Source organism: Dyadobacter bucti, assembly GCF_005869225.1.
GTDB lineage: Bacteria > Bacteroidota > Bacteroidia > Cytophagales > Spirosomataceae > Dyadobacter > Dyadobacter bucti.
The window spans coordinates 411722-433497 of sequence record NZ_SWFP01000004.1; the positions used below are offsets into that span (position 1 = coordinate 411722).

The 21776-nt window shown below is 49.9% G+C and carries 16 protein-coding genes; 12 read left to right on the forward strand and 4 right to left on the reverse strand.

The features are described from left to right. From FBF61_RS15470 to FBF61_RS15480, 3 genes are read right to left on the reverse strand one after another with little or no spacing between them, the layout of a single operon-like run. Entirely contained in the window at positions 1 to 1251 is a 1251-nt protein-coding gene (locus FBF61_RS15470; protein WP_138478748.1) for an MFS transporter, read from the reverse strand. Continuing rightward, the gene (locus FBF61_RS15475) at positions 1244 to 1990 is read right to left on the reverse strand and encodes a creatininase family protein (RefSeq protein ID WP_138478750.1); all 747 of its coding nucleotides are present in this window, start codon (positions 1988 to 1990) and stop codon (positions 1244 to 1246) included. Before FBF61_RS15475 ends, FBF61_RS15470 begins: the two co-directional genes overlap by 8 nt. Before the next feature lie 5 nt (positions 1991 to 1995). Further along, positions 1996 to 3387, reverse strand: a complete 1392-nt coding sequence (locus FBF61_RS15480; RefSeq protein WP_138478753.1) for a cytosine permease — start codon at positions 3385 to 3387, stop codon at positions 1996 to 1998. A 541-nt stretch (positions 3388 to 3928) separates the two neighbouring features. On the opposite strand from FBF61_RS15480, the gene FBF61_RS15485 reads away from it, so the two are divergent. Continuing rightward, positions 3929 to 4522 carry an RNA polymerase sigma-70 factor gene (locus FBF61_RS15485; protein ID WP_138478755.1) on the forward strand — a complete coding sequence of 198 codons (594 nt, stop codon included), beginning with the start codon at positions 3929 to 3931 and terminating at the stop codon, positions 4520 to 4522. On the opposite strand, the gene FBF61_RS15490 is transcribed toward FBF61_RS15485, so the two are convergent. Continuing rightward, complete coding sequence (locus FBF61_RS15490) at positions 4509 to 5255, reverse strand: 3-keto-disaccharide hydrolase (RefSeq protein ID WP_229215065.1); 747 nt, start codon at positions 5253 to 5255, stop codon at positions 4509 to 4511. The two genes, FBF61_RS15485 and FBF61_RS15490, sit on opposite strands and share 14 nt — an antisense overlap. Positions 5256 to 5584: 329 nt before the next feature. Between FBF61_RS15490 and FBF61_RS15495 the strand changes: the two genes are divergently transcribed. The 11 genes from FBF61_RS15495 (at position 5585) to FBF61_RS15545 (ending at position 21773) form a co-directional block, all read left to right on the forward strand. Next, complete coding sequence (locus FBF61_RS15495; RefSeq protein ID WP_138478757.1) at positions 5585 to 6604, forward strand: FecR family protein; 1020 nt, start codon at positions 5585 to 5587, stop codon at positions 6602 to 6604. Positions 6605 to 6778: 174 nt separating this feature from the next. Next, on the forward strand, positions 6779 to 10180 hold the full coding sequence (locus tag FBF61_RS15500; protein WP_166444544.1) for a SusC/RagA family TonB-linked outer membrane protein: 3402 nt from the start codon (positions 6779 to 6781) through the stop codon (positions 10178 to 10180). Between the two features lie 11 nt (positions 10181 to 10191). After that, complete coding sequence (locus tag FBF61_RS15505; RefSeq protein ID WP_138478761.1) at positions 10192 to 11760, forward strand: SusD/RagB family nutrient-binding outer membrane lipoprotein; 1569 nt, start codon at positions 10192 to 10194, stop codon at positions 11758 to 11760. 5 nt (positions 11761 to 11765) lie between these two features. Next, positions 11766 to 12806, forward strand: coding sequence for a Gfo/Idh/MocA family oxidoreductase (locus FBF61_RS15510; RefSeq protein WP_138478763.1), 1041 nt, complete (start codon positions 11766 to 11768; stop codon positions 12804 to 12806). A 21-nt stretch (positions 12807 to 12827) separates the two neighbouring features. Next, complete coding sequence (locus FBF61_RS15515; RefSeq protein ID WP_138478765.1) at positions 12828 to 13850, forward strand: Gfo/Idh/MocA family protein; 1023 nt, start codon at positions 12828 to 12830, stop codon at positions 13848 to 13850. A gap of 4 nt (positions 13851 to 13854) precedes the next feature. Further along, positions 13855 to 14637, forward strand: coding sequence for a PIG-L deacetylase family protein (locus FBF61_RS15520; RefSeq protein ID WP_138478767.1), 783 nt, complete (start codon positions 13855 to 13857; stop codon positions 14635 to 14637). 40 nt (positions 14638 to 14677) lie between these two features. Next, positions 14678 to 15610 (forward strand): sugar phosphate isomerase family, encoded by a 933-nt coding sequence (locus FBF61_RS15525; RefSeq protein WP_138478769.1) that lies wholly within the window; start codon positions 14678 to 14680, stop codon positions 15608 to 15610. Between the two features lie 52 nt (positions 15611 to 15662). Further along, on the forward strand, positions 15663 to 18695 hold the full coding sequence (locus FBF61_RS15530; protein WP_138478771.1) for a PVC-type heme-binding CxxCH protein: 3033 nt from the start codon (positions 15663 to 15665) through the stop codon (positions 18693 to 18695). A gap of 15 nt (positions 18696 to 18710) precedes the next feature. Next, a complete protein-coding gene (locus FBF61_RS15535) occupies positions 18711 to 19736 on the forward strand; it encodes a Gfo/Idh/MocA family protein (RefSeq protein ID WP_138478773.1) in 1026 nt (341 codons plus the stop codon). Positions 19737 to 19803: 67 nt separating this feature from the next. Beyond that, the gene (locus tag FBF61_RS15540) at positions 19804 to 20631 is read left to right on the forward strand and encodes a class I fructose-bisphosphate aldolase (RefSeq protein ID WP_138478776.1); all 828 of its coding nucleotides are present in this window, start codon (positions 19804 to 19806) and stop codon (positions 20629 to 20631) included. Positions 20632 to 20636: 5 nt separating this feature from the next. Continuing rightward, positions 20637 to 21773: a Gfo/Idh/MocA family protein gene (locus FBF61_RS15545; RefSeq protein WP_138478778.1), complete on the forward strand. Its 1137-nt coding sequence runs from the start codon at positions 20637 to 20639 to the stop codon at positions 21771 to 21773. The last annotated feature ends 3 nt before the right edge of the window (positions 21774 to 21776 follow it).

Genomic DNA, 21776 nt, shown 5'->3' on the forward strand with positions numbered 1-21776 from the left:
TCAGACCCTTATGCCGGTTTCCGGAAAAATATTTTCAACAGGTGCCCCGGTCCTGATCCTGCTGCCTTTTACCGCAAAATAAAGGATATAAAAATAGGATGGCAGACACACCAGATAGGCCATCTGGTGTGAATAAAGATCAGCCGCGTAGCCAAACAGCAACGGCAATACCGCACCACCAATGATCCCCATCACCAGAATAGAAGAGCCGGTTTTGGTGAATTTACCGAGGTCGGCGAGCGCCAGCGGGAAAATGGCAGGCCAGAGCAATGAATTCGATAAACCCAGCGCAGCGACCAGATAAATGGAAATTGCCGGAGGAACCATCGTGATAGAAACAGTTATAAACATCCCGGAAACTGCACAAAGAACCAGTGCCATGCGCTGGCTTACCAGTTTTGGAATAAAAAACACGCCCAGCAGATAACCCGCTACCATGCCAAACGTGGTCAGCCAGACGTAGTTTTCCGGTGAAGGCAGGTTCAGCACTTTGGCATAGTCATTAATGGAACCCAAAGCGATGATCTCGACACCCACGTCAAAAAATATAGCCACGACGCCCAGCAGCACATGCGGGATCTGAAGAATGCTTGTCTTACTGTTGGCATAAACCGACACCTCATTGATCTCGTCTTCACTTTCGTCCTCACCCGGTGCTTTCAGTTCGGGCAGAGGTGAGTAGAGCGAGAGTATACCAATCGCCGTCAGCATTGCCCCGATGATGTAAAACGGCACAATGGCATCCCCAAGCTGCACATTGCCCAGGTCCAGAAATATACCCAGGATCAGCGATGCGCCTGCCAACGCCAGTTTATCGGCGATGCCCATGGTGCTGATCCGGCTGGCCGCACTTTCGGCCGGGCCCAGGATAGTGACGTAGGAATTGATCGCTCCGGTTAGCAAAGTCTGGCCGGTGCCGATGATAAAAAGTGCAAAAAGAAAAAGCGCAAAACTCACGATGCTGGCCGCATAGCCGATCAAGGCAAAACCAGCGGCAATTGTAATAAAAGCAATGCTGATCCCTTTTTTGTAACCGAGGGCTTTGAGGACGCTGCCCGAAGGCACACCAAAAAGTACGTAAGCCGAAAAAGTAGCAGTCATGATCAGGTAGGACGCAGCCGTGGAAACAGTGAATGCCTCCTGCACAAACGGTATAAAATAAGCATTGATGCCGACAGAAAATCCCAGGATCACATACATGCTGCCAATAATGAGCATGGGAAGAACAGGCGTTTTTTGGATATCATTCATGGCTTCCCAAAGTTTGTCTGAGGTGGTCGAGGATGAGTTCTTTTACCTTATCGCCATATTCCTTTGTGGCTTGCGGGGCACTTTCTGTATACCAAGTGCCGGTTTTGAAACGCTGCATATCAGCGCCTTCCGGGCATAGGGATTGCATGAGCGCGGTTTCCAGCTTGCCTGCATGGTCGATGGGATGTTCGGCCTGGATTTCCGGGCTGAGAAACGGGTGTATGCGTATCCAGTTGAAAGGATCGCTTCCCTGATTGTGCTGCTCATAATATTCGGATGACGCCGCATTGCCCCACCAGCCTTCGCCCCGCTCCTTTTCCAGAAAAGAAAAAGTAGCCTGACGGGCTGCCAGTTTGAAAGAAAGGTCAGTGGGCATACCGGCCGTGAAATTTTCGCTCTGGTGATGTACAAACACATGGATGTTCCTGAAACCGATGCGCAGCAGATTGTCAAACAGGTTCTGCGCAAAAGGATACAGGATCTGCGGGCCGGTGTGCACGCTGCCTTTTCGTTCGGGAGGCTCTACCGCAAAGCTGCTCGCTCCATAGTAAAAAGGTGGAAGGATCACCATAGGGACCTCCTTTTCAAGGATTTCAAGGGCGCGGACGATCACAAGCGTGTCTACGCCCGTCACCAGGTGTTCGCCATGGTATTCCAGCACTCCGAGTGCCAGTACCGTCGGCGTATGGGCATCGATCGCAGCACGGATGTCGGCCGGGTACATGAGTTCGTAACGCATGGGGTTTAATGCTGTGGGTTGAGAGGTTCTTCCAATGAAACAGGGTCAGGTATTTTTTTCGTGAAGAGGTTGCGAAGCTGACTTTCAGGGGTTGTTTTTCTGTTCAGTGCTATGCGCATCCATCCATAATAAATAAAGCCGGCTACGACCATGCCGTTGATCAGGGAAATGAAAAAGCGCTGGGAAAAATAGCCGATCAGGAATCCTGTGATCCAGGCCAGAAATGCCGCCGGATTGATTTTCATGTCGGGAGAGCCGTCTTTCCCTTCGTACAAAATTTTCCGCTCAGGGAACAGCCAGTAATCGATCATTACGGTGACAGCAATAGGGCCGATGAGCCATGATAAAAATTGCAGGAAGAAGTTAAATATCTGGTCGGGACCATACCAGGAAAAAAACAAGGCCAGCGCCCAGGATATCAGCAATACCAGTTTCCGGTTCGTCTCTTCATTTTTATACTCGGGTATCGGCGGAGCGGCCATCATATTCGCCCCGAAATAAATAGCCGCCATGGCGGTAGACCAGGAACCGAGAAAGATTGCGAAAAATGATACATGCAATAAACCGAACCGGTCCATGATCAGGAAAATATTCCATTCGCCGGTTGCCAGGGCACCCAGTGTAGCGCCGACATATTGAAGCACCATCAGGACACCGTAGGTCAGAAATAACCCGATAGCGGCTTGTTTCCCATTCTTATAAAACCTCGTAAAATCGGAGATAACTGTATTGGCATGAAGCCAGCCGCCCGCGGCAGAAGTAAAAACCACCAGTGCCGAGGCTGATTGTAGCGGAGCGCGTGCAATAATTGCTTTGAGCCCGCCCCCGATATCCAGCGCCCCCCATATCGTTATAATCAGAATTATCACAATAGCCGGGACTGCCAGGTAGTCCACGTAAGCGATCCATTTCATGGTTTTATACGCCGGGACCAGAAAAACCACTGCCATCAGGAATGTGATCCCCCAATACGCAAAAGCAGATTCCTGGGTAATTCCCATGATTCCTACGGTGGCGTCCCGCGTTAGATTCAGAATCACGGCAAACCATACCACCGTGGTTATCGATAGGATGAAATTGGGCAGTACTACCCCCCAGTTACCATAGGAATAGCGAAAAAGCATGGCGCTAGTGTAGCCTGTGCGGGCACCGATAATGCCAATCAATATGGCAATTACACTGTTAAACACGCCGGCCATAGCAATGACCAGCATCGCCTCTTTGAACGAAAGCTGGCTGCCGACCAGGCCCCCTACAAGCAAACTGGAAACCGTAAGCACCAGTCCCCATAAAATAAAAGTGTTGCTCCAGAAACCGAGTCTTTTGGATTCTGGCAACCGGGACCGCACTTCATCCCCTCGGTCGGCGGGGCCGGTTGAAATGTGTTCTTGGCTCATGTCAGGAAAATGGGTAGGTTGGTAGGTTAGGAATTCATGCTCATAACTCGCAGAGGGATCAAAACCCGTAATCAGGGAGAGAGAAAATAAATTGCCTGGCCGGTGCTTTATAAAGAGGAAGGAACAGCCGCTGCCTGTCGGGCTGGTACAGATCGGGACTGCTCATTACGGTCTAAAAACTAAACCACCTAATATATGGTATTTGGCAGCAAATACGATTAGATGAATTGTCAGAGTCACAATTCATGTTGTTTTATACCGGATTATATAAAAAGGAGAAAATATTTGAAATTATTTTTTATATCTCGCTTTAAACCTAACTTAGAGGTTTCTAAGAGGTTCAGACTTGGTCTGACACAGCATTTTTTCAGATAACAATAGATCGGACATTTACCTTGTAGCAAGCAGGTTTTCCTACCTGACGCGAAAATGAGGCTTTTTACAAATACTTACTTCCTGGCATTTTAAGCACATTATAAGTACCCGTACCGGCGTACACATTATTGGAACTGCATACCAGTACTATCAAATTAACAAGGGGATGACAGATTTAAATTCCAAAAAGCGGTGTTTTACCCAGATTGCTGAGGGTGATAAGCAGGCTTTTGATGTTTTTTTCAAATATTATTATCCCAAACTGATCCAGTTTGCCCGCATTTATGTGGACTCCGTCCCGCAGGCCGAAGACGTTGTCGCCGACGTACTGACCAATATCCTGATCAACCGCAAAAGAGTTTTTATTCTCGATCATTTTGAGTCTTACCTTTATTTCTCCGTTAAAAACAAAGCGATATCCTCCATCAAAAGGCAGCAAAGGGAAAATCCCTTTCTTTTTGATTCCAACGATATTATCCTGAACTCCATGGCGGTTACCGACCCGCACGAGCTGCTGGTAGGGCAGGAACTGCAGGATCAGATCGATGAGATCATCCGGCAGTTTCCCCCCAAAAGAAAAATGGTTTTTCAGCTGATCCGGGAAGAAGGTTTTACATACCGGCAGGTGGCGGAGCTGATGAATATTTCCGAACGCACAGTAGAAGTGCATTTAAAGCTTGCAGTGAAAGAACTCCGCGAAGGCGTCGAGAACTTCCTCAACGATAAGAAATCCCGGAATGACCGCCTTAAAGCCTTCTGATCCGGATGTTTCTGAAATAAACCTGGTCTCCGTGGTCTGTAAGCATGATATGCCCGGTGTCCGAGGCGCCGTAGCCCGGATAATCTTTGAATTTGCAGGCCGCCACCTTGGCTTTGAAATCTTCAGTACCTCGTTCATAGCTCGTCACTTTCACGCCGTTCAGCCAATGTTCCGCGTGTTTCCCTTTTGAAATCACCCGGGCCTTGTTCCATTGTCCGGGAGGCAGCAGTTTTTTCCCCTTGGGCGCATATAACAGATAGGCTGACGCGGTAGATGATGTACCGTTCGGATCTGTTTTTACTTCAGGATAATTGAGATCGTCAATGATCTGGTATTCAATGCCTATGGGTGAGGTTTTTCCGGTTTGGGAGTTCTTCATATTGTTGACCTGGTACTTGATGCCGCTATTGGCCGACTGTGTCAGGTTGAAATCCCATTCCAGTTCAAAGTCGCCATAGGTTTCCCGTGTAATAATATCTCCGCCTTTTCTCCCCGCCAGGACCGACAGCGCACCCTTTTCCACTACCCAGCCGCTGGAAGGCGCGCTGTCCGCGGAAGCTTTGCGCCATTTGTTCAGATGGCTGCCGTCAAAGAGGGCCTCCCATTTTCCAGGGGCAGTACTTACCGCAGTAGGGTATGTTCTCTTTTCAGTATTAACCAGACTTTCCGTCTGTTTGAACTCATACAAAGCGAGAGCCGCCATCGGGATTAAAATCAATGTAACCAGTTTCATCAGATTATGCTTTTTTGTTAATAAAAGATTCTACCGCACATAACTACTACCGTTTCCAAATCCCATAAGGAAGAAAGAGAAAAAGTGAAAAAAAGTATTAACGTATAAGTAAGATCGTTAGCAATATAGTATCATACCAAAAAAAGGTGCAACGCACCCTAATATCTCCAACCGGGTGCACCGCACCCGGCCACCAGCGATGAATATGATTATGGAATGATAACGCCAAGGTGCCGCACCCGGTCCTTCTCAAAAAAAAATCAAAAAAAACGTAAACCCATTACGGGTTTTCCCCGGAATGTGGGTTATGGGGGTATAAACCGGATTTCATGAGCTATAATCACTTACATATCGACCATTTAATAGCACAATTCCTGAGCGGAAATGCGACTGAGCAGGAACAGGCGGAATTGGAAGAATGGCTGTCGATGTCTCCTGATAACCGTGCTGTTTTTGAACAATTGAAAAAAGTGTGGCAGGCGCCTCCGGCTGACGGGTACGAAAAAAGAATGGACAGTATCAGGGACCGGATCTGGGAGGACGCCGTAGCTGAAGAGCAGGAAGGAGAAGAGGTTTCGGGTATCAGGAAGATATTTTTATTCCCCTGGCGGTCGGTAGCAGCGGTTTTTTTGCTGGTCGTGGCCGGTCTTTATTTTTATTCCAATACCCTTGAAGATAAGAAAAATATGGTTGCCGGGAAGCCCGATGTGTGGGTGGAAAAGGAAAATCCAACGGGAAAAAGATCGGTTTATTTCCTGCCCGACGGCACCAAAGTATGGCTGAATGGGGAGAGCACCATCGGGTTTTCAGAAAATTTTTCAGACACTTTGAGATATATCAGGCTGCAGGGAGAAGCGTTTTTTGAAGTGGTGAAAGACGCTTCCAGGCCGTTTATCGTGGAGGCGAACGGCATCACCGTACAGGCTTTGGGGACTGCCTTCAATGTATCGCAGAACCTCGGCGACCCCGATGTTGCGGTGGCCCTGCTGGAAGGAAAAGTAAAGATCGAAAACAAAGAAAAAACACACACGGTGATATTGAAGCCGGGGGAAGAGCTGATTGCCTCCAAAGGCAATACCGTCTTCGCTACCCAGCGTTTCAACTATGATGCTGCGATAGGCTGGAAGGATGGTATTCTCATTCTCCAGCAAGACAATTTTTCGTCCTTCTGCAGAAAGATCGAAAAATGGTATGATGTAAAAATTGAAGTGAAAGGCAAAGCACCCGACGACTGGCAGATCAGGGCCAGGTACCAGAATGAAAGCCTCAGGAATGTGCTGAAAGATTTAAGTTTCAATAAGGATTTTGCTTACAAAATCGAAGACAAAATGGTATACCTGACTTTCTGATCACCTCCGGAAAGTTCTGTGAAATACATCAGCAAGCGGCATTAAAAACCAACAATACGGAGAATTCGAATTCTTAATCTTTGTCAGATTAATGTGCCAGTCATTGGTAAAATGGCCCTCTACCAGTGTCGGGAAATGAAGCTAAACCGCGTCTTAACCTACAACAAAAGGAGTATGAAAAAATTACTTTACTCGCAACTTGCCAGGAGTGCAGGTTATGTATTTCTAGTTGTTATACCCCAGCTTCTCTTCGCGGGTATCAGCCAGGCAAAAGAAGCCAGGGAAATCAAGAGCATTCACGAGGTAACGATCAGGACTGTATATACGAATGCGTTGCTTGCCGATGTTTTCAAAGACATTGAATCGAGGACTGACTTTGTTTTTACGTTCGATGCGAAGGACTCGTTTTTAAAAGACCGTTACAGCAAGCCGATGGGCACGTCGTCGGTGGCCCATGTACTGGAAGGTATCGCCAACTCCTCCCGGCTGGCGTTTCAGCAGATCAACCAGAATATCAGCGTGAGAAGGCAAAGTGTAGGCATGTCCGTTGAAAATCCAACCGAGACCAGGATGGCGCTGATCAACGTGGCCGGAAAGGTCATATCTGCCGCCGACAAACAGGGACTGCCCGGTGTGAGCATTCTGGTAAAAGGCACTACCACCGGTACGGTGACGGACGGCGAGGGAAATTACAGCATTTCACTTCCCGGCGACGACGGTACCCTGGTGTTTTCCTCGATCGGGTTCATCACCCAGGAAGTACTGATCAAAGGGCGGTCAACCGTGGATGTATCGATGGAAGAAGACCTGAAAAAACTGGACGAAGTAGTAGTTACAGCCTTTGGCATAGAAAGGGATAAAAAGAGCCTCACCTATTCCACGCAGAATGTGGATGTGGAAGCGATCTCAAAATCAAGAGAATACAATGTGCTGAACTCACTCGCCGGGAAAGTGGCAGGTCTTAATTTCCAGACTTCCAGCACCGGGGTAGGCGGTACTTCACGGATCGTGTTGCGCGGTAACAGGTCGATCAGCGGCAACAGCCAGCCTTTGTACATCGTTGACGGTGTGCCGGGAAACCTTTCCGACCTCAACCCCGACGATATCGAATCCATGACCGTGCTGAAAGGCCCGAACGCAGCCGCGCTTTACGGAAGCCAGGCCAACAACGGGGCGATTGTGGTGACCACCAAGAGAGGCGGCAATACCGCCGGACGTTACGATGTATCTGTTAGCCAATCATATACTTTTGAAATACCCAACATCCTGGTCGATTACCAGGATTCCTACGGGCAGGGATTAAATGGCCAGTACATGGCAAACACATCCAGCAACTGGGGCCCGAAAATGGAAGGGCAGATGGTGGACCACTGGTCCAACGATCCCAACTGGGCAGGCCCGAAAACCTACGCGTATTCGCCTCAGCCCAATAATGTGCGGGATTTTTTCAAAGTCGGTCACAACTCTGCAACCAACCTGGCGATCAGTACCGGTAGCGAGAAAGCACAAACGTATTTTTCCTATACCTACACGGATGGTGCCGGGGTTGTACCTTTCAATGAGCTCTCCAGGCACAATGCCAACCTGCGGTTTTCCAATAATCTGGGCAAAAGACTGAGTATCGACGGAAAACTGACCTATATGCGGCAGGAGATCAAAAACGGTCTGGGTGTATCCATCGATTACAGTAATCCGTTACGCCACGCCTACCGGATTCCCAGGAACGTAAGAACGCAGGATGCAGAGATCTATGAGTTTTACAACGATAACGGAATACCCGTCACGCACACATGGAGCTCGTCCGAACTCGTGGAAACCAACCCCTACACGGCTGTAAACGGGATTTCTTCCAACAGTGTCAGGGACCGGGTCGCGGCCCTGGCGAGCATGAAGTATAATGTCACGGACAAGCTGAGTGTGCAAATCAGGTCGTCCCTGAACCGCGCTTTTGAAAATTATCAGAACGAGATCAAGGGCGGTATTTCCAAGGTTTCACCGGTCGACGGCTACTTCGGGGTTTCCTCGTCGGAGAGCATGAGCCTCAACAACGACTTTCTGGTTTCTTACAACGACAACATTTCCAGTACCCTGAAATACAATGTGAATGTCGGCGGCAACAGCCTGATCAACCGAAATACTTCCATCTCCGCCAATACGGGCACAACTTTGACTATTCCTAATTTCTTTACTCTTTCAAATACCCAGTATCTGCAGGCGTCTAACAGCGTCGGCGGACCGAGTAATATCAATTCCCTGTATGCGTTCGGGCAGATCAGCTACAAGGATGCGATATTCCTGGACCTGACCGGAAGGAATGACTGGAGTTCCACTTTGCCGAAAAGCAACTGGTCCTTCTTTTATCCTTCCGTCGGTCTGAACGGCGTGGTTTCGGAACTGGTGAAGCTGCCGATGGTGATATCATTTTTCAAAGTGAGGGGTTCTTACGCTATCGTGGGTAACGGAACCAGTCCTTTCTCCTTATCAAGGTATGCGACATTGAGCAGGGGAGGAAAGGCAGGGCTGATGTCGGTGAGCGGTACTTTGCCCAATGAAAACCTGAAACCGGAAAAAACCGCGAGTCTGGAACTGGGCGGAGACCTGCGTTTCTTCGAGGACAGGCTCGGTCTGGACTTTACCTACTATGTGACCAACACCACCAACCAGCTTTTTTCCATTTCGCTGCCGCCTGCGTCGGGTGCCTCGGGATTTTTTACAAACGGGGGTGATGTGGAGAACAAAGGCGTTGAAATGGTATTTACTGTCAAACCCATCGTAAAAGCGGATTTTGGCTGGGATATCGGTCTTAATTTTTCCAAAAACAAAAACATTGTCAAGAAGATCAATGACCAGCGACCTTCTATCGTGATGGGAAACAATGACTTACGCGAGATCAGACTGGAACAGGGCAAGCAATGGGGAGGGATCTATGTCAAAGGCTTCCAGCGCGATGACAACGGAAATGTGATTGTTGGTCCGAATGGGATTCCGCTATATACAACCGGTAAAACCGTGTTCGTAGGAAATTCAGAGCCCAAATGGCTGGGGGGCATCCGAAATACATTCCGGTACAAAAAGCTGAGCCTGAGCGTACTGATCGATGTCCGCCACGGAGGCGTGATCTCTTCATTCGCCAATTCGGTACTCGCTGCCGATGGCTCGACCAAGGAAACCGAAGCCGGCCGCGATGGAAAGCTGGTTTTCGGAAAGGATTTCTTCCCGGAAGAAAATGCAGTAAAACAGGACGGATCGGTTAACGACCTGCCTATCAATGTCCAGGATTTCTGGATCGGGAGCGGCGGGCGTACTGCGGGGCTGGTGGGCGAAATCCATACTTCGGATGCATCCAATGTCAGGTTACGGGAAGCGCAGCTGAGTTACAGCCTGCCCAAGGGAATATTTGGTTACCCGGTCAGTTTTTCGCTGGTAGGCCGGAACTTGTTTTTCCTGTCCAACAAAGCCAAGTACCTCGATCCGGAAATTTTCGTAGGTGCCGACAATGCGACCCAGAGCGACGCCAGCTTCACCCTGCCTACCACACGCTCGATCGGATTTAATGTACGTGTCAACTTTAAATAATCAGTAAAATCATGAAAAAGATAAAAATCATATTCGTTACATGTTTTTGCATGGTTTTCGGAAGCTGTACCGACGTTTTTGAGGAACTGAATACGCCTTCCAACCTGCTGGTGTCCGATAAACTGGACATCGGGAATGTGGGCCAGGTATTTGCCACAACTCAGTTCAATACCATGTTTATGTCTGGTTACGAAATCAGCCAGAACCTTTTTGCCGATCTTTTCAGCCAGTATTTTACATTGCTGCGGGTTAACTTTTACTCAGACCGTTACGTGGATGTTGCCAGCTGGTCCAATGCCAATTTTACCGGCTTTTACACTTCGGTTGCCAAGGACCTCAGCTTTGTGGAGAAATATACAGCTGAAAAGAATTTTCCTTTGCAGAATGCGGTGATCAAAGTATGGAAAGTACAGGCATTTCACAGACTGACAGACTATTACGGTCCGATTCCCTATCTGGAAGTGGGAAATGGCGCTACCAGTGTACCCTATGATCCGCAGGAAGTGATTTATAAGGATTTTTTCAAAACCCTCGACGAAGCGGTGGCAGTTTTGAAACAGAACAAAGGTGCGAGCGTGTTTTCAAGGGATGATCTTGTTTTTTCGGGTGATGTGAATAAATGGCTGACCTTCGCCAATTCCCTACGTCTTAGACTTGCGCTGAGAGTGAAATATGCCGCTCCTGCACTGGCCAAGGCCGAAGCCGAAAAAGCAGTGGCCGACGGGGTAATGCTTACTGCTGCGGAAAATGCGAATGTTTTTACCAATGATCTCAGTAAAAATAACCTGGGAACGATCGCCAACTACGACAACTGGCGGATGAGCGCGACCATGGAAAGTGTAATGGTGGGCTTCAATGATCCGCGGCTCGACGCATTCTGGAATCCCGTAGTGACCGACAACCGCAACGACGGCAGCAAATTCCACGGAATCCGCAACGGTCTGCCCATCGCATTGATCGATAACCCGGTGCAGGTCGCTACCAATTCCAAGATCGATACCAAATGGTGGCGACTGGAAGACGGCGGTACCAACCCGCCTTACCAGGTGATGCGGGCCGAAGAGGTTTATTTTTTACGGGCCGAAGGTGCGGTGGAAGGCTGGAATATGGGGGGTACTGCGAAAGAACTGTATGACAAAGGAATCGAAGTATCGATCTCGTCCCGCACTGCGGCGACTGCGGTGGATATTGCCAATTATCTTAAAAGCACCAGCACCCCGAAACCGCTTAAAGACCAGTGGAATACGCCTGCCGTTTCAGACATTCCTGTCGCTTTCCTGGCCACAGGGCCCAAAGAAAAACAACTGGAGCAGATCGGTACCCAGAAGTGGATCGGATTGTTTCCCGACGGCTGGGAAGCCTGGGCTGAAATGAGAAGGACCGGCTATCCCAAGCTCCTGCCAAGGATACAGTCTGAAAATCCGGATGTGCCTGCTAACCAGATGATCAGAAGGTTATTGTTTGTGGACGGGGAGTACGCCAACAACAACCAGGCCGTGACAGCCGCGCTTACCTTGCCCGAACTGGCCACCAAAGGAGGAAATAAGAACAGTACCAAATTATGGTGGGACGCTAAATAAATATCATGGCTGAAACATTCAATACATTGGGCCGCCGGAGTTTTGTAAAAAACCTGGCGGCTGGCGGGATCGGTATGGGCCTGGTGAGCACTTCTTTCACCTCATTCGGAGCGGCAGCGGCAAAAGATATCAAAATCGGAGTGGTGGGATTATCCGTCCACAGCGCAGCTTTTTCCCAGATTTTGAACGATAGCAATAAAAAGTCCGACCTGGCGGGATGTACGATCACGGCGCTGTACCACCCACCCGGGAATCCGGATGTGGATTTTACCAAGGAACAGCTTGCGAAATTTGAGTCGGATATCCGGGCCATGGGGGTGAAAATGGTAGGCTCGATGAGCGAAATGCTTGCGCTGGTGGATGTTGTGATGATCGAAACCAACGACGGCCGCCCGCACATGAAAGAGGTTTTACCCGCTTTTGAGGCCGGAAAGCCTGTTTTTCTCGACAAACCTGTGGCGGCTTCATTGAACGGAGTGATCGAAATTTATGAAAAAGCGAAGCAGTTCAATGTTCCTGTTTTTACATCCTCGGCACTCAGGTACATTCCGGGCGTGGCCAATATCAAAAGCAGCGAAGTGCTGAGTGCCAGCACGTTCAGTCCGGCGGCGTTTGAGAAAAGCCACACCGACCAGTTCTGGTACGGGATCCATGGGATCGAGCTGCTTTTCAGGGCGATGGGGCCGGGTTGCAGGGAAGTGGCGCACGTACATCACAGCAAGGCCGACGACCTGCTCGTCGGTTACTGGAACAACGACAGGGTCGGGACGTTCAGGGGGATCCGGGAGGGAAAAAGGGACTTCGGAGGTACCGCCTACATGCAGGACCAGATCGCCACACTGGGTACGTTTACCGGCTACCGTGATTTGGTTGTGAAGGTTGTTGAATTTTTCCTGACCAAAGTTCCGCCGGTACCCGTGAGCGAAACGCTTGAAATATATGCCTTCATGGAAGCCGCCATGGAAAGCCGGAAAAACGGCGGCATTAAAGTGAGCCTGGGAAAAACATTAAGCAAAGCGTACAAGGCAAATAAGGTTAAACAATAATTATCAGTAATCAGAAAAACTATGGGAAAGTTAAATGTAGGAATTATTGGATACGGCTGGGTTGCTACCGCACATATTACGGCAATACAGGCGGGCAATGGAGCACAGGTAACTGCTATTTATTCTTCAAGAAAACTCGATGATGCAGAATTAAGCACAAAATGGGGCGGGGATATTACTTCCTACACCGACCTGGATGCGCTGCTCGCCAACAAGGATATCGATGCTGTTTCGATATGCAGCTACACCTATCAGCACGTGGACCACGCCGTAAAAGCCGCCAAAGCCGGAAAACATATTATCCTGGAAAAACCGATGGCATTGTCCTGGGCCGACTGCCAGGCTATTGAAGCTGCTGTAAAAGAGGCCAATGTGAAGTTCTGTATCTGTTTTGAATGCCGGTATTCCAACCAGTTCATATCTACAAAAGCAATCCTGGATCAGGGCCTGATCGGTGACCTGCATTATGCGGAAGTGGATTACCTGCACGGGATCGGCCCCTGGTACGGTCAGTTTGAATGGAATGCAAAAAAAGGCGGCGGCGGAAGTTCTTTGCTCACAGCAGGTTGCCACGCACTGGATTCCCTGCTGATGTTTATGGGCACCGACGTGGAAGAAGTGACAAGCTACGATACCAAATCCAAAAGCCCGATTTTTACACCTTACGAATACACAACGACGAGCGTTACAATATTGAAATTCAAAAGCGGTAAAATCGCAAAATGTGCCGCCAGCGTGGACTGTCTTCAGCCTTATTATTTCCACACGCATCTGTTTGGCAGTGAGGGAAGTATCCTCGACAACAAGATCCATTCCGAAAAACTTAAGTCGGACAAGCACAAGTGGAGCGAAATGTCGATGTCGATGCTCGACTCCGGCGATGTGGCCGACCACCCTTACCAGTTACAGTTCGATACTTTCTTTGAATCGATCCAGAATAATACCGAAATGCCGCTCACAGGTCTGAAAGAGGCAATCAAAACGCACGAAATCATTTTCGCTGCCGACCAGTCTGCCGCTACCGGGAAGAGCGTAAAATTGTAATCCCATGAAAAAAGTCGCTATGGCAGTTGCGGCCCATCCGGATGATATCGAATTCCTGATGGCCGGGACGCTTGTTCTTCTGAAAAACGTGGGCTACAAGATCCACTACATGAACCTTTCGACCGGAAACTGCGGGAGTACCGTCCACGATTCGGAGCGTACGACCAGGATCCGGTTAAAGGAAGCTCAAAATGCATCGGAGGTACTGGGCGCAACTTTTCATCCGCCCATTACCAATGATTTCGAGATCATGTACGACGTGGAGCTGCTCCGGAAACTGGCCGCTGTGATCCGTAAGGTGAGGCCTTCGATCCTACTCACGCATTCTCCCTCCGACTATATGGAGGACCACATGAACACGAGCCGACTGGCTACCACAGCTGCATTTGTACGCGGAGTGCCCAATTTCGCGACCGGCGAACCAGCCACTTCGAACTACAACTGCGCTATTTACCACGCTGTCCCGCATGGTCTGATGGACCCGCTACGGCAGAAAGTATATCCGGAAATGTTTGTCGATACCGCATCGGTTCAACCAATAAAACGGAAAGCCCTGGAAGCCCATCAAAGCCAGCAGGAATGGTTGCAGGACAGCCAGAAAATGAATTCCTATATCCAGGCGATGGAAGATTTTTCGCTGGAAATCGGGAATATGTCGGATGCTTTCGAACATGCCGAGGGTTGGCGGCGACATACGCATTATGGTTTTTCGGAAGCCGGGTTCGACCCTTTGCAAACGCTGGGCCGGTTGGTCCTGCGCAACGAAGCCTATGCTAAAACAGCATAAGGTCAGGTCATTAAAATCAATTTTTAAAAAAAAATATTGTATGCGTAAAACGAGTTCAATAGCTCCGGGCTGGTGGGATTACACCACCCTGGAACTGGATCAGAAATTAACGGACAAAATTGCCGCTATGGGGCCAGAGGATATGATCAAATTGTCCCGGCCGGGTTTCAAAGTGGTTTTTTATGATACCATCGAAGAATTTTACCTCGCAGAAGCACTGGAATATGTGGACGTCTGGAAACAATCGACCGCCGCAAATCCGGTAGGTCTGTGCGGCCCGATCGGCCCGACGGAGCAGCTGCCACTGGTAGCGCGCATTATCAATGAACTGAAAATCTCTGTCAAAAACGCGCATTTCTGGAGTATGGACGAATGGGTTGTAGACGGTAAGGAAGTTTCCGGAGATCATCCTTTGTCGTTTCAGAGAACGTTTAAATCACTTTGTTACAACAGGATAGATAAAAGTCTGGCGATGCCGGAAGAAAACCTGCATTTTCCCAAAGCCGATACCAGCGCATTTATCGAAAGCTGGAAACAGGCGAAATGCCTGATCATGCAGGGCGGGCAGGGCGATGTAAAACACTGGGCTTTTAACGAGCCTCCCAAAAGAGAAGGAATTTACAAAGATACCCCGCAGACCGTTGAAGAATACAAACAGCTCGCGACCAGGGTGTTGGATCTACACCCGATCACCGTTCAGCAGAATTCACGCCTGCATTGCGGAGGTAACGTTCCGCTGATCCCCACACAAGCAGTAACAGTAGGGCCGAAAGAAACCTGGGAAACGGACAAGGTATCGATCTGGCATGCCGGCGCACACGACAACCCTTTCGGGCAGCGCCTTACTACCTACATGATTTCCAACAAAATCCCCGATACCTGCGTCCCGATGTCCGTGCTCGCAGACCACCCCAACGTGCAGTTCAATTTTTACCGTCCGGGCCTGGGTACCTGTTCGATAGAGATGCATTGACGCACATATAACCGGGAAACGGTTGTACTCAAATCAGTAAAATTTAAAGCAAATGATCGTATTTAAAAAAGCGAAATATCCGGCGCGATGTGCAGTGCATGTATGGCTGGTACTGGCCGGCCTGTATATGACCGGTTGCGGCGGCGCTCAAAAGATCGAGCTGAAAGAAGGGGACCGGATTGCCATTGTCGGCAATTCGCTCGCCGAACGTTTCCAGCAGGACGGGTGGTTTGAAACGTATCTGCAGGCCGCCAATCCGGAAGGCAAACTGGTGGTCAGAAACCTCGGTTATTCGGGCGACCAGGTACATTACCGGCCCCGCGCCCACAAAGGTTTCGGCGACAGCGACGCGCATCTGGCGGAAGTGAAGGCGAATGTGATATTCTCTTTCTTTGGCTACAACGAATCTTTTGAAGATAAACCCGAAGAGTTCAGGAAACAGCTCACGGCCTGGATAGACCATGTGCAGACGCAGAAATACGATTCCGTCCATACGCCCCGGATCGTGATGTTTTCGCCGATTGCGCATGAAAACCTCAAAACGCCCAATTTGCCGGACGGTACCGAAAACAACCGGCGGCTGGCTGCCTATACCAAGGTAATGGAAGAAGTGGCGGCGGAGAAGAAAACCGGGTTTGTGGACTTGTTCACTGCGACGCAAAAGCTGTATGAAACTTCTGAAAAACCACTCACCATCAACGGTATCCACTTGAATGAAGAAGGAAACCGCCAGTTGGCGCAATATTTCGCGGAGACTGTTTTGAAAGAAAAAGTAAGCCTCGACAAGGTGAAGCTGGATTCTCTGAGAAGCGCGGTCGTGGATAAAGATGATCACTGGTTCCGGAAATACCGGACGATCAGCGGAAACGATGTATGGGGGACGCGTTCCACCCAGGACGGAAATTATGCGACGCTGAACCAGGAACTCAAGGTACTGGATGTGATGACCGCCAACCGCGACAAAAGGATATGGACACGTGCGCAGGGAAAAGATGAAAAGCTGGATGACAGCAATGTACCAGAGCTGCTGGTGGTAGGGACCCACATTACCCGCGACGTCACTTATGTAGACCCGCAGGAAGCGATCAGCAAAATGACGTTCCCGAAAGAGCTGGAAGTCAATTTGTTTGCATCGGAAAAAACCTTCCCGGAAATAGCCAAACCTGTTGCCATGCAGGTGGATACCAAAGGCCGGATTTGGGTGGCATCCTGGGCGACCTACCCGAAATGGGAGCCGGGCAAACCCATGAACGACCGCCTGGTTATTTTATCGGATGAAAACGGCGACGGCGTGGCCGACAAGTCGAAAACCTTCGCCTACATTTCCCACCCGACCGGGTTTGAATTCTGGAACGACGGTGTGATCGTGGTTTCGGCACCTGACATTTTTTATCTCAAAGACACAGACGGGGATGATGTGGCCGATGTGAAGATCAAAATGTTCGGTGGTATTGGTTCCGATGATACGCACCATTCGGCCAATAACCTGATCTACGGGCCGGACGGGAATATCTATTACCAGCGTGGGATTTTTATTCTCGAAAACATTGAAACGCCCTGGCGCGTGAGCGAAGAATCGGGGACACCCGGACTTTACCGGTTCAATCCCCGGACGTTCGACTTCTCTTTTGTAGTGGAAAATACACCGAATGCACACGGTATCAGTTTTGACAAATGGGGCAACCCGCTCATCACCGACGGTACCAGCGGCAAGGCTTTCCAGGTGTATTACGACCGGAAAGTTACTTCTACCACGGATGTGAACCGGTATGAAAAAAGACCTTTGTTCACGCCGACGGTCCGGCCGATCACCGCCAATATGATTTTGTCGAGCAGCCATTTTCCGGATGCATATCAAAACAATTTCCTGCTTTTTAATGTCATCGGTTTTCAGGGAATCAAACGTTACCGCCTTGATTACAAAGAAGATGGAGTGGTGGAAGGTGTAGAAACCGGTGACTTGCTATACACCGGGAACCAGCCGACATTTGCGCCCAGTACCGAGGCCGCGCCGCGTATTGTCCCGAAAGATTACACGGGCGATCCCAATTTCAGACCCACCGACGGGGTGATCGGCGGTGACGGTGCATTGTATTTCAGCGACTGGCAAAACCCCGTGATCACCCACTCGCCCTATAACCTCCGCGACGCCAGCCGCGACCATACTCACGGCAGGATTTACAGGGTTACCGCCAAAAACCGGCCTCTGCAAAGCGCGGTTGCGATTCACGGAGCCAAGGTGGAAGACTTGCTGGAACTGTTCAAAAGTCCGGTCGATGGCATCCGCCACCGCGTACGGGTGGAACTCAGCGGCCGGAATACCGACGAAGTGATCAAAAAAGCGCAGGCGTGGGTAGCGAAACTGGATCTGGATAAAAAGGAAAATGCCCTGCCGCTGCTCGAAATACTCTGGCTGCACCAGCAGCACAATGTAGTCAACCGCGATTTGCTCGGCAAAGCACTGAAATTTCCCGAAGCGCAGGTAAGGATTGCTGCACAGAAAGTGGCCTGGGCGTGGAGTACCCGCGAATCGCACCTCAGAGGCGGCACGGGCAATGATATTTCAGGTATGCAGTACAGGACTTTTTACGAAAAATTCTGGAAAGATCCCGACAGCACTTCCCGCATGACCAGCCACGTGGAGCACAAGATTGTGCCTACTACCGATGCCAAAAAGTCGGATAATTTTGATCAAAAGCTGGATCTGCGAAAAAGTGAAGTCGCCAGTGTGACGCTGGAAGCGATACAATTGCGTTTCAATGTGGCCGAGTTCACCGTAAAATCCGGCCAGAAAGTAGAGATCACGCTCGATAACATCGATCTGATGCCGCATAACCTGGTGATCACCGAACCGGGAGCAGCCGATGAGGTTGCCCAGCAGGCGATTGCACTCGGAGACAACGGGCCTGCAAAGAACTATGTGCCGGACAACAAAAAGGTGCTGTTCTCATCCCGCCTCATTGAAGCCAAAAAGAAGGAAACACTGAAATTCAAGGCCCCGGCCATCCCGGGTGACTATCAGTTCGTTTGCACGTTTCCGGGCCACGCCCCGGTGATGCGCGGCATTATGAAAGTTGTTCAGTAGCGATACAATTTCTTCATGAATCAATCTGAAAAGAACCGCCGTGACTTTCTCGTGAAGACCGTCACGGCGGGACTGGCCTTCGGGCTGGGAAATGAGGCCAGGTCGATGTTTTTGTCTGAGCCCAAAACAATCCGGGTGGGTGTTATCGGCTTGTCCGTCCACAGCGCGGATTTTACCGAAATCATGAATGCAGGGCAGAATGATCCGCTGTTTGCCGGCTGTAAAGTGGTCGCGCTGCATCATCCCAAAGGCAATGAGGACGTGGAGTTTTTGCCGGAACAACTCAGTCAGTTTACCAACACTGTTCAGAAAAACGGGGTTGAACTGGTGTCTTCGACAGCGGAATTGCTCAAAAAGTCCGATGCGATTATGCTCCTCACAAACGACGGCAGGCCGCATCGGGAACAGATCCTGCCGGTTTTAAAGGCGGGTAAACCGGTATTTGTGGACAAGCCCATCGCAGAATCCCTTTCAAGTGTCATTGCACTTTTTGATTCGGCCAAAAAATATCAAACGCCCGTTTTTTCCAGTTCGCCATTGCGCTATGTCAGGGATATCCGGGATCTGGCACAGGGGAAAATGGCAGGGGAAATACTGGGCGCAGATACTTACGGGCCGGCTCCTTTACAAAAATCCCACGCCGACCTTTTCTGGGACGGCATACATGCCATCGAGTTACTGTATGCGGTAATGGGGCCAGGCTGCCAGTCGGTAAGGCGGGCTTATTCCGAGGGTACCGACGTGGTCACGGGCATTTGGGAAGGTGGAAAAATCGGCGTTTTCAGGGGGCTTCGCAAGGGTAAGATCGGGTTCGGGGGCACGGCTTATGGTTCGGAGAAAATCACGGAGATCGGCAAGTTTGAAGGATATAAAAATCTGGTGGCGGAGATCGTCAGATTTTTCCGGACCGGTCAGCCGCCGGTTACCGCAGCCGAAACCATTGAAATCTACACATTTATGGAAGCTGCCCATGAAAGCAAAAGGCGTGGCGGCATTCCGGTAGCATTGTCAGATATTCTTGCAAAAACAAAAAGAGGATAAAATGCGGCTTGCCGGAAGGTAAGGTTCGCGGAATCAAAAATTACAGTCAGTTTAAATTCAGTACAGTATGAAAGCGAGCAGAATCAACAGGTTGTTTAATGCAAAATCGGGTAAATGTTTTGATGTGGCCATCGACCACGGGTTCTTTTGTGAATCGTCATTTTTGCCCGGCATTGAAAATATAGAAAAATCGGTAAAAGTGCTGATCGATGCAGATCCTGACGCGATACAGCTCACGGTAGGACAGGCGCATCATTTGCAGTCGGTTCCGGGAAAAAGCAAGCCCGCGCTGGTGCTGCGTACCGACGTAGCCAATGTCTACGGGTCGGAACTTCCGGATGTATTGTACAGCAGGATCATAGAAGAGCCTGTTTTGCAGGCTGTAAGGCTGGATGCAGCCTGCGTCGTGGTCAATCTTTTCCGTATTCCGGGTGCACCGGAAGTCACAGACCATTGTATCCAGAACATCCTGAAACTGAAACCCCTCTGCGACTTTTATTCCATGCCATTGATGATCGAGCCGCTGGTTTTCAGACCGAATCAGGAAGCGGGAGGTTATATGGTCGATGGGAATATCAAACTCATCACGCCCATGGTGAGGCAGGCGGTGGAACTGGGGGCAGACCTGATCAAGGCGGACCCTACCGATGATGTGGAGGAATATCACAAAGTAGTGGAGATCGCCGGTTCGATCCCGATCCTGGTACGGGGCGGCGGCAGGGCCAGCGACGAAGAAATCCTCGACCGGACGTACAGGCTGATGAAACAAGGCGCAAAAGGCATTGTTTATGGCCGTAATGTGGTGCAGCACGCCAATCCGGGCGGTATGACGCGCGCATTGATGGCAATTGTCCACGACAATGCGGAGCCGAAAGATGTGATCAACCTGATTTAGAACCGATGAAACAAACAACTGTAAATGTCGGGATCATCGGTGGCGGGCTGATGGGGAAGGAAGTGGCCAGCGCGCTCGGAAGGTGGTTTGCATTGAACGATTATCCCGTCAAAGTAGCGTTAAAGGCAGTCTGCGATCTGGACAGCAAAGCACTGAATTGGTACGAAAATGTGCCTTCGGTGGATTTGCGTACAACGGACTATAAAGAGCTGCTGGCTTCGCCGGATTTATCGGTGATCTATGTCGCGCTGCCGCACAATTTGCATAAAAAATATTATACCGAAGTGCTGGAAGCGGGAAAAGACCTGCTCGCAGAAAAACCTTTTGGTATAGACCTCGACGCAGCAAAGGAAATCGGGGAAACCGCCGACAGGCTAGGCAGATTTGTAAGATGCAGCTCAGAAATGCCTTTTTTGCCCGGCGCGCAGCGGGTTATTGCAGAAGTGCAGTCGGGGAGGATTGGTAAAATCATTGATATCAAAGCCGGGTTCTGTCATTCCAGCGACATGGACCCGCTCAAACCGATCAACTGGAAACGCCAGTCGCAGTATTGCGGAAACATAGGCGTGATGGGCGACCTCGGGATGCATGTATTGCATATTCCGCTCAGAATGGGCTGGGTACCGAAAAGGGTATTTGCGCAATTACAGCAAATCATCACCACACGTCCCGACGGAAAAGGCGGCTGGGGCGAATGCGATACCTGGAACAATGCCACGCTGTCCACGACCGTCGACGTGGAAGGTGATGAAATTCCGATGATGCTGGAAATGAAACGGTTGGCTCCCGGCGAAACGAATTCCTGGTACATTGAAATATATGGTACCGAGGGAGGAGTGAAGTTCAATACCAAGGATACCAAAGCCTTATGGACGTTCAGCAGGGGCAAAGAGCAAACCTGGCAGCGGACAGATCTGGGTTTTCAGGTTGCATTTCCGACCATCACAGGCTCCATATTCGAGGCCGGTTTTTCAGACTGTTTCATGCAGATGCTGGCCGCCTATTTCGCGGAACGGGAAGGATTGCTGAACAACCGTTTCGGCTGCGTGACGCCCCGGGAAGCGATGATGAGCCACAAGCTTTTTGAAAGCGCCCTGCGATCGCACGAATCCAGATCGGCGGTGGAAATCGCATACGACTGATGT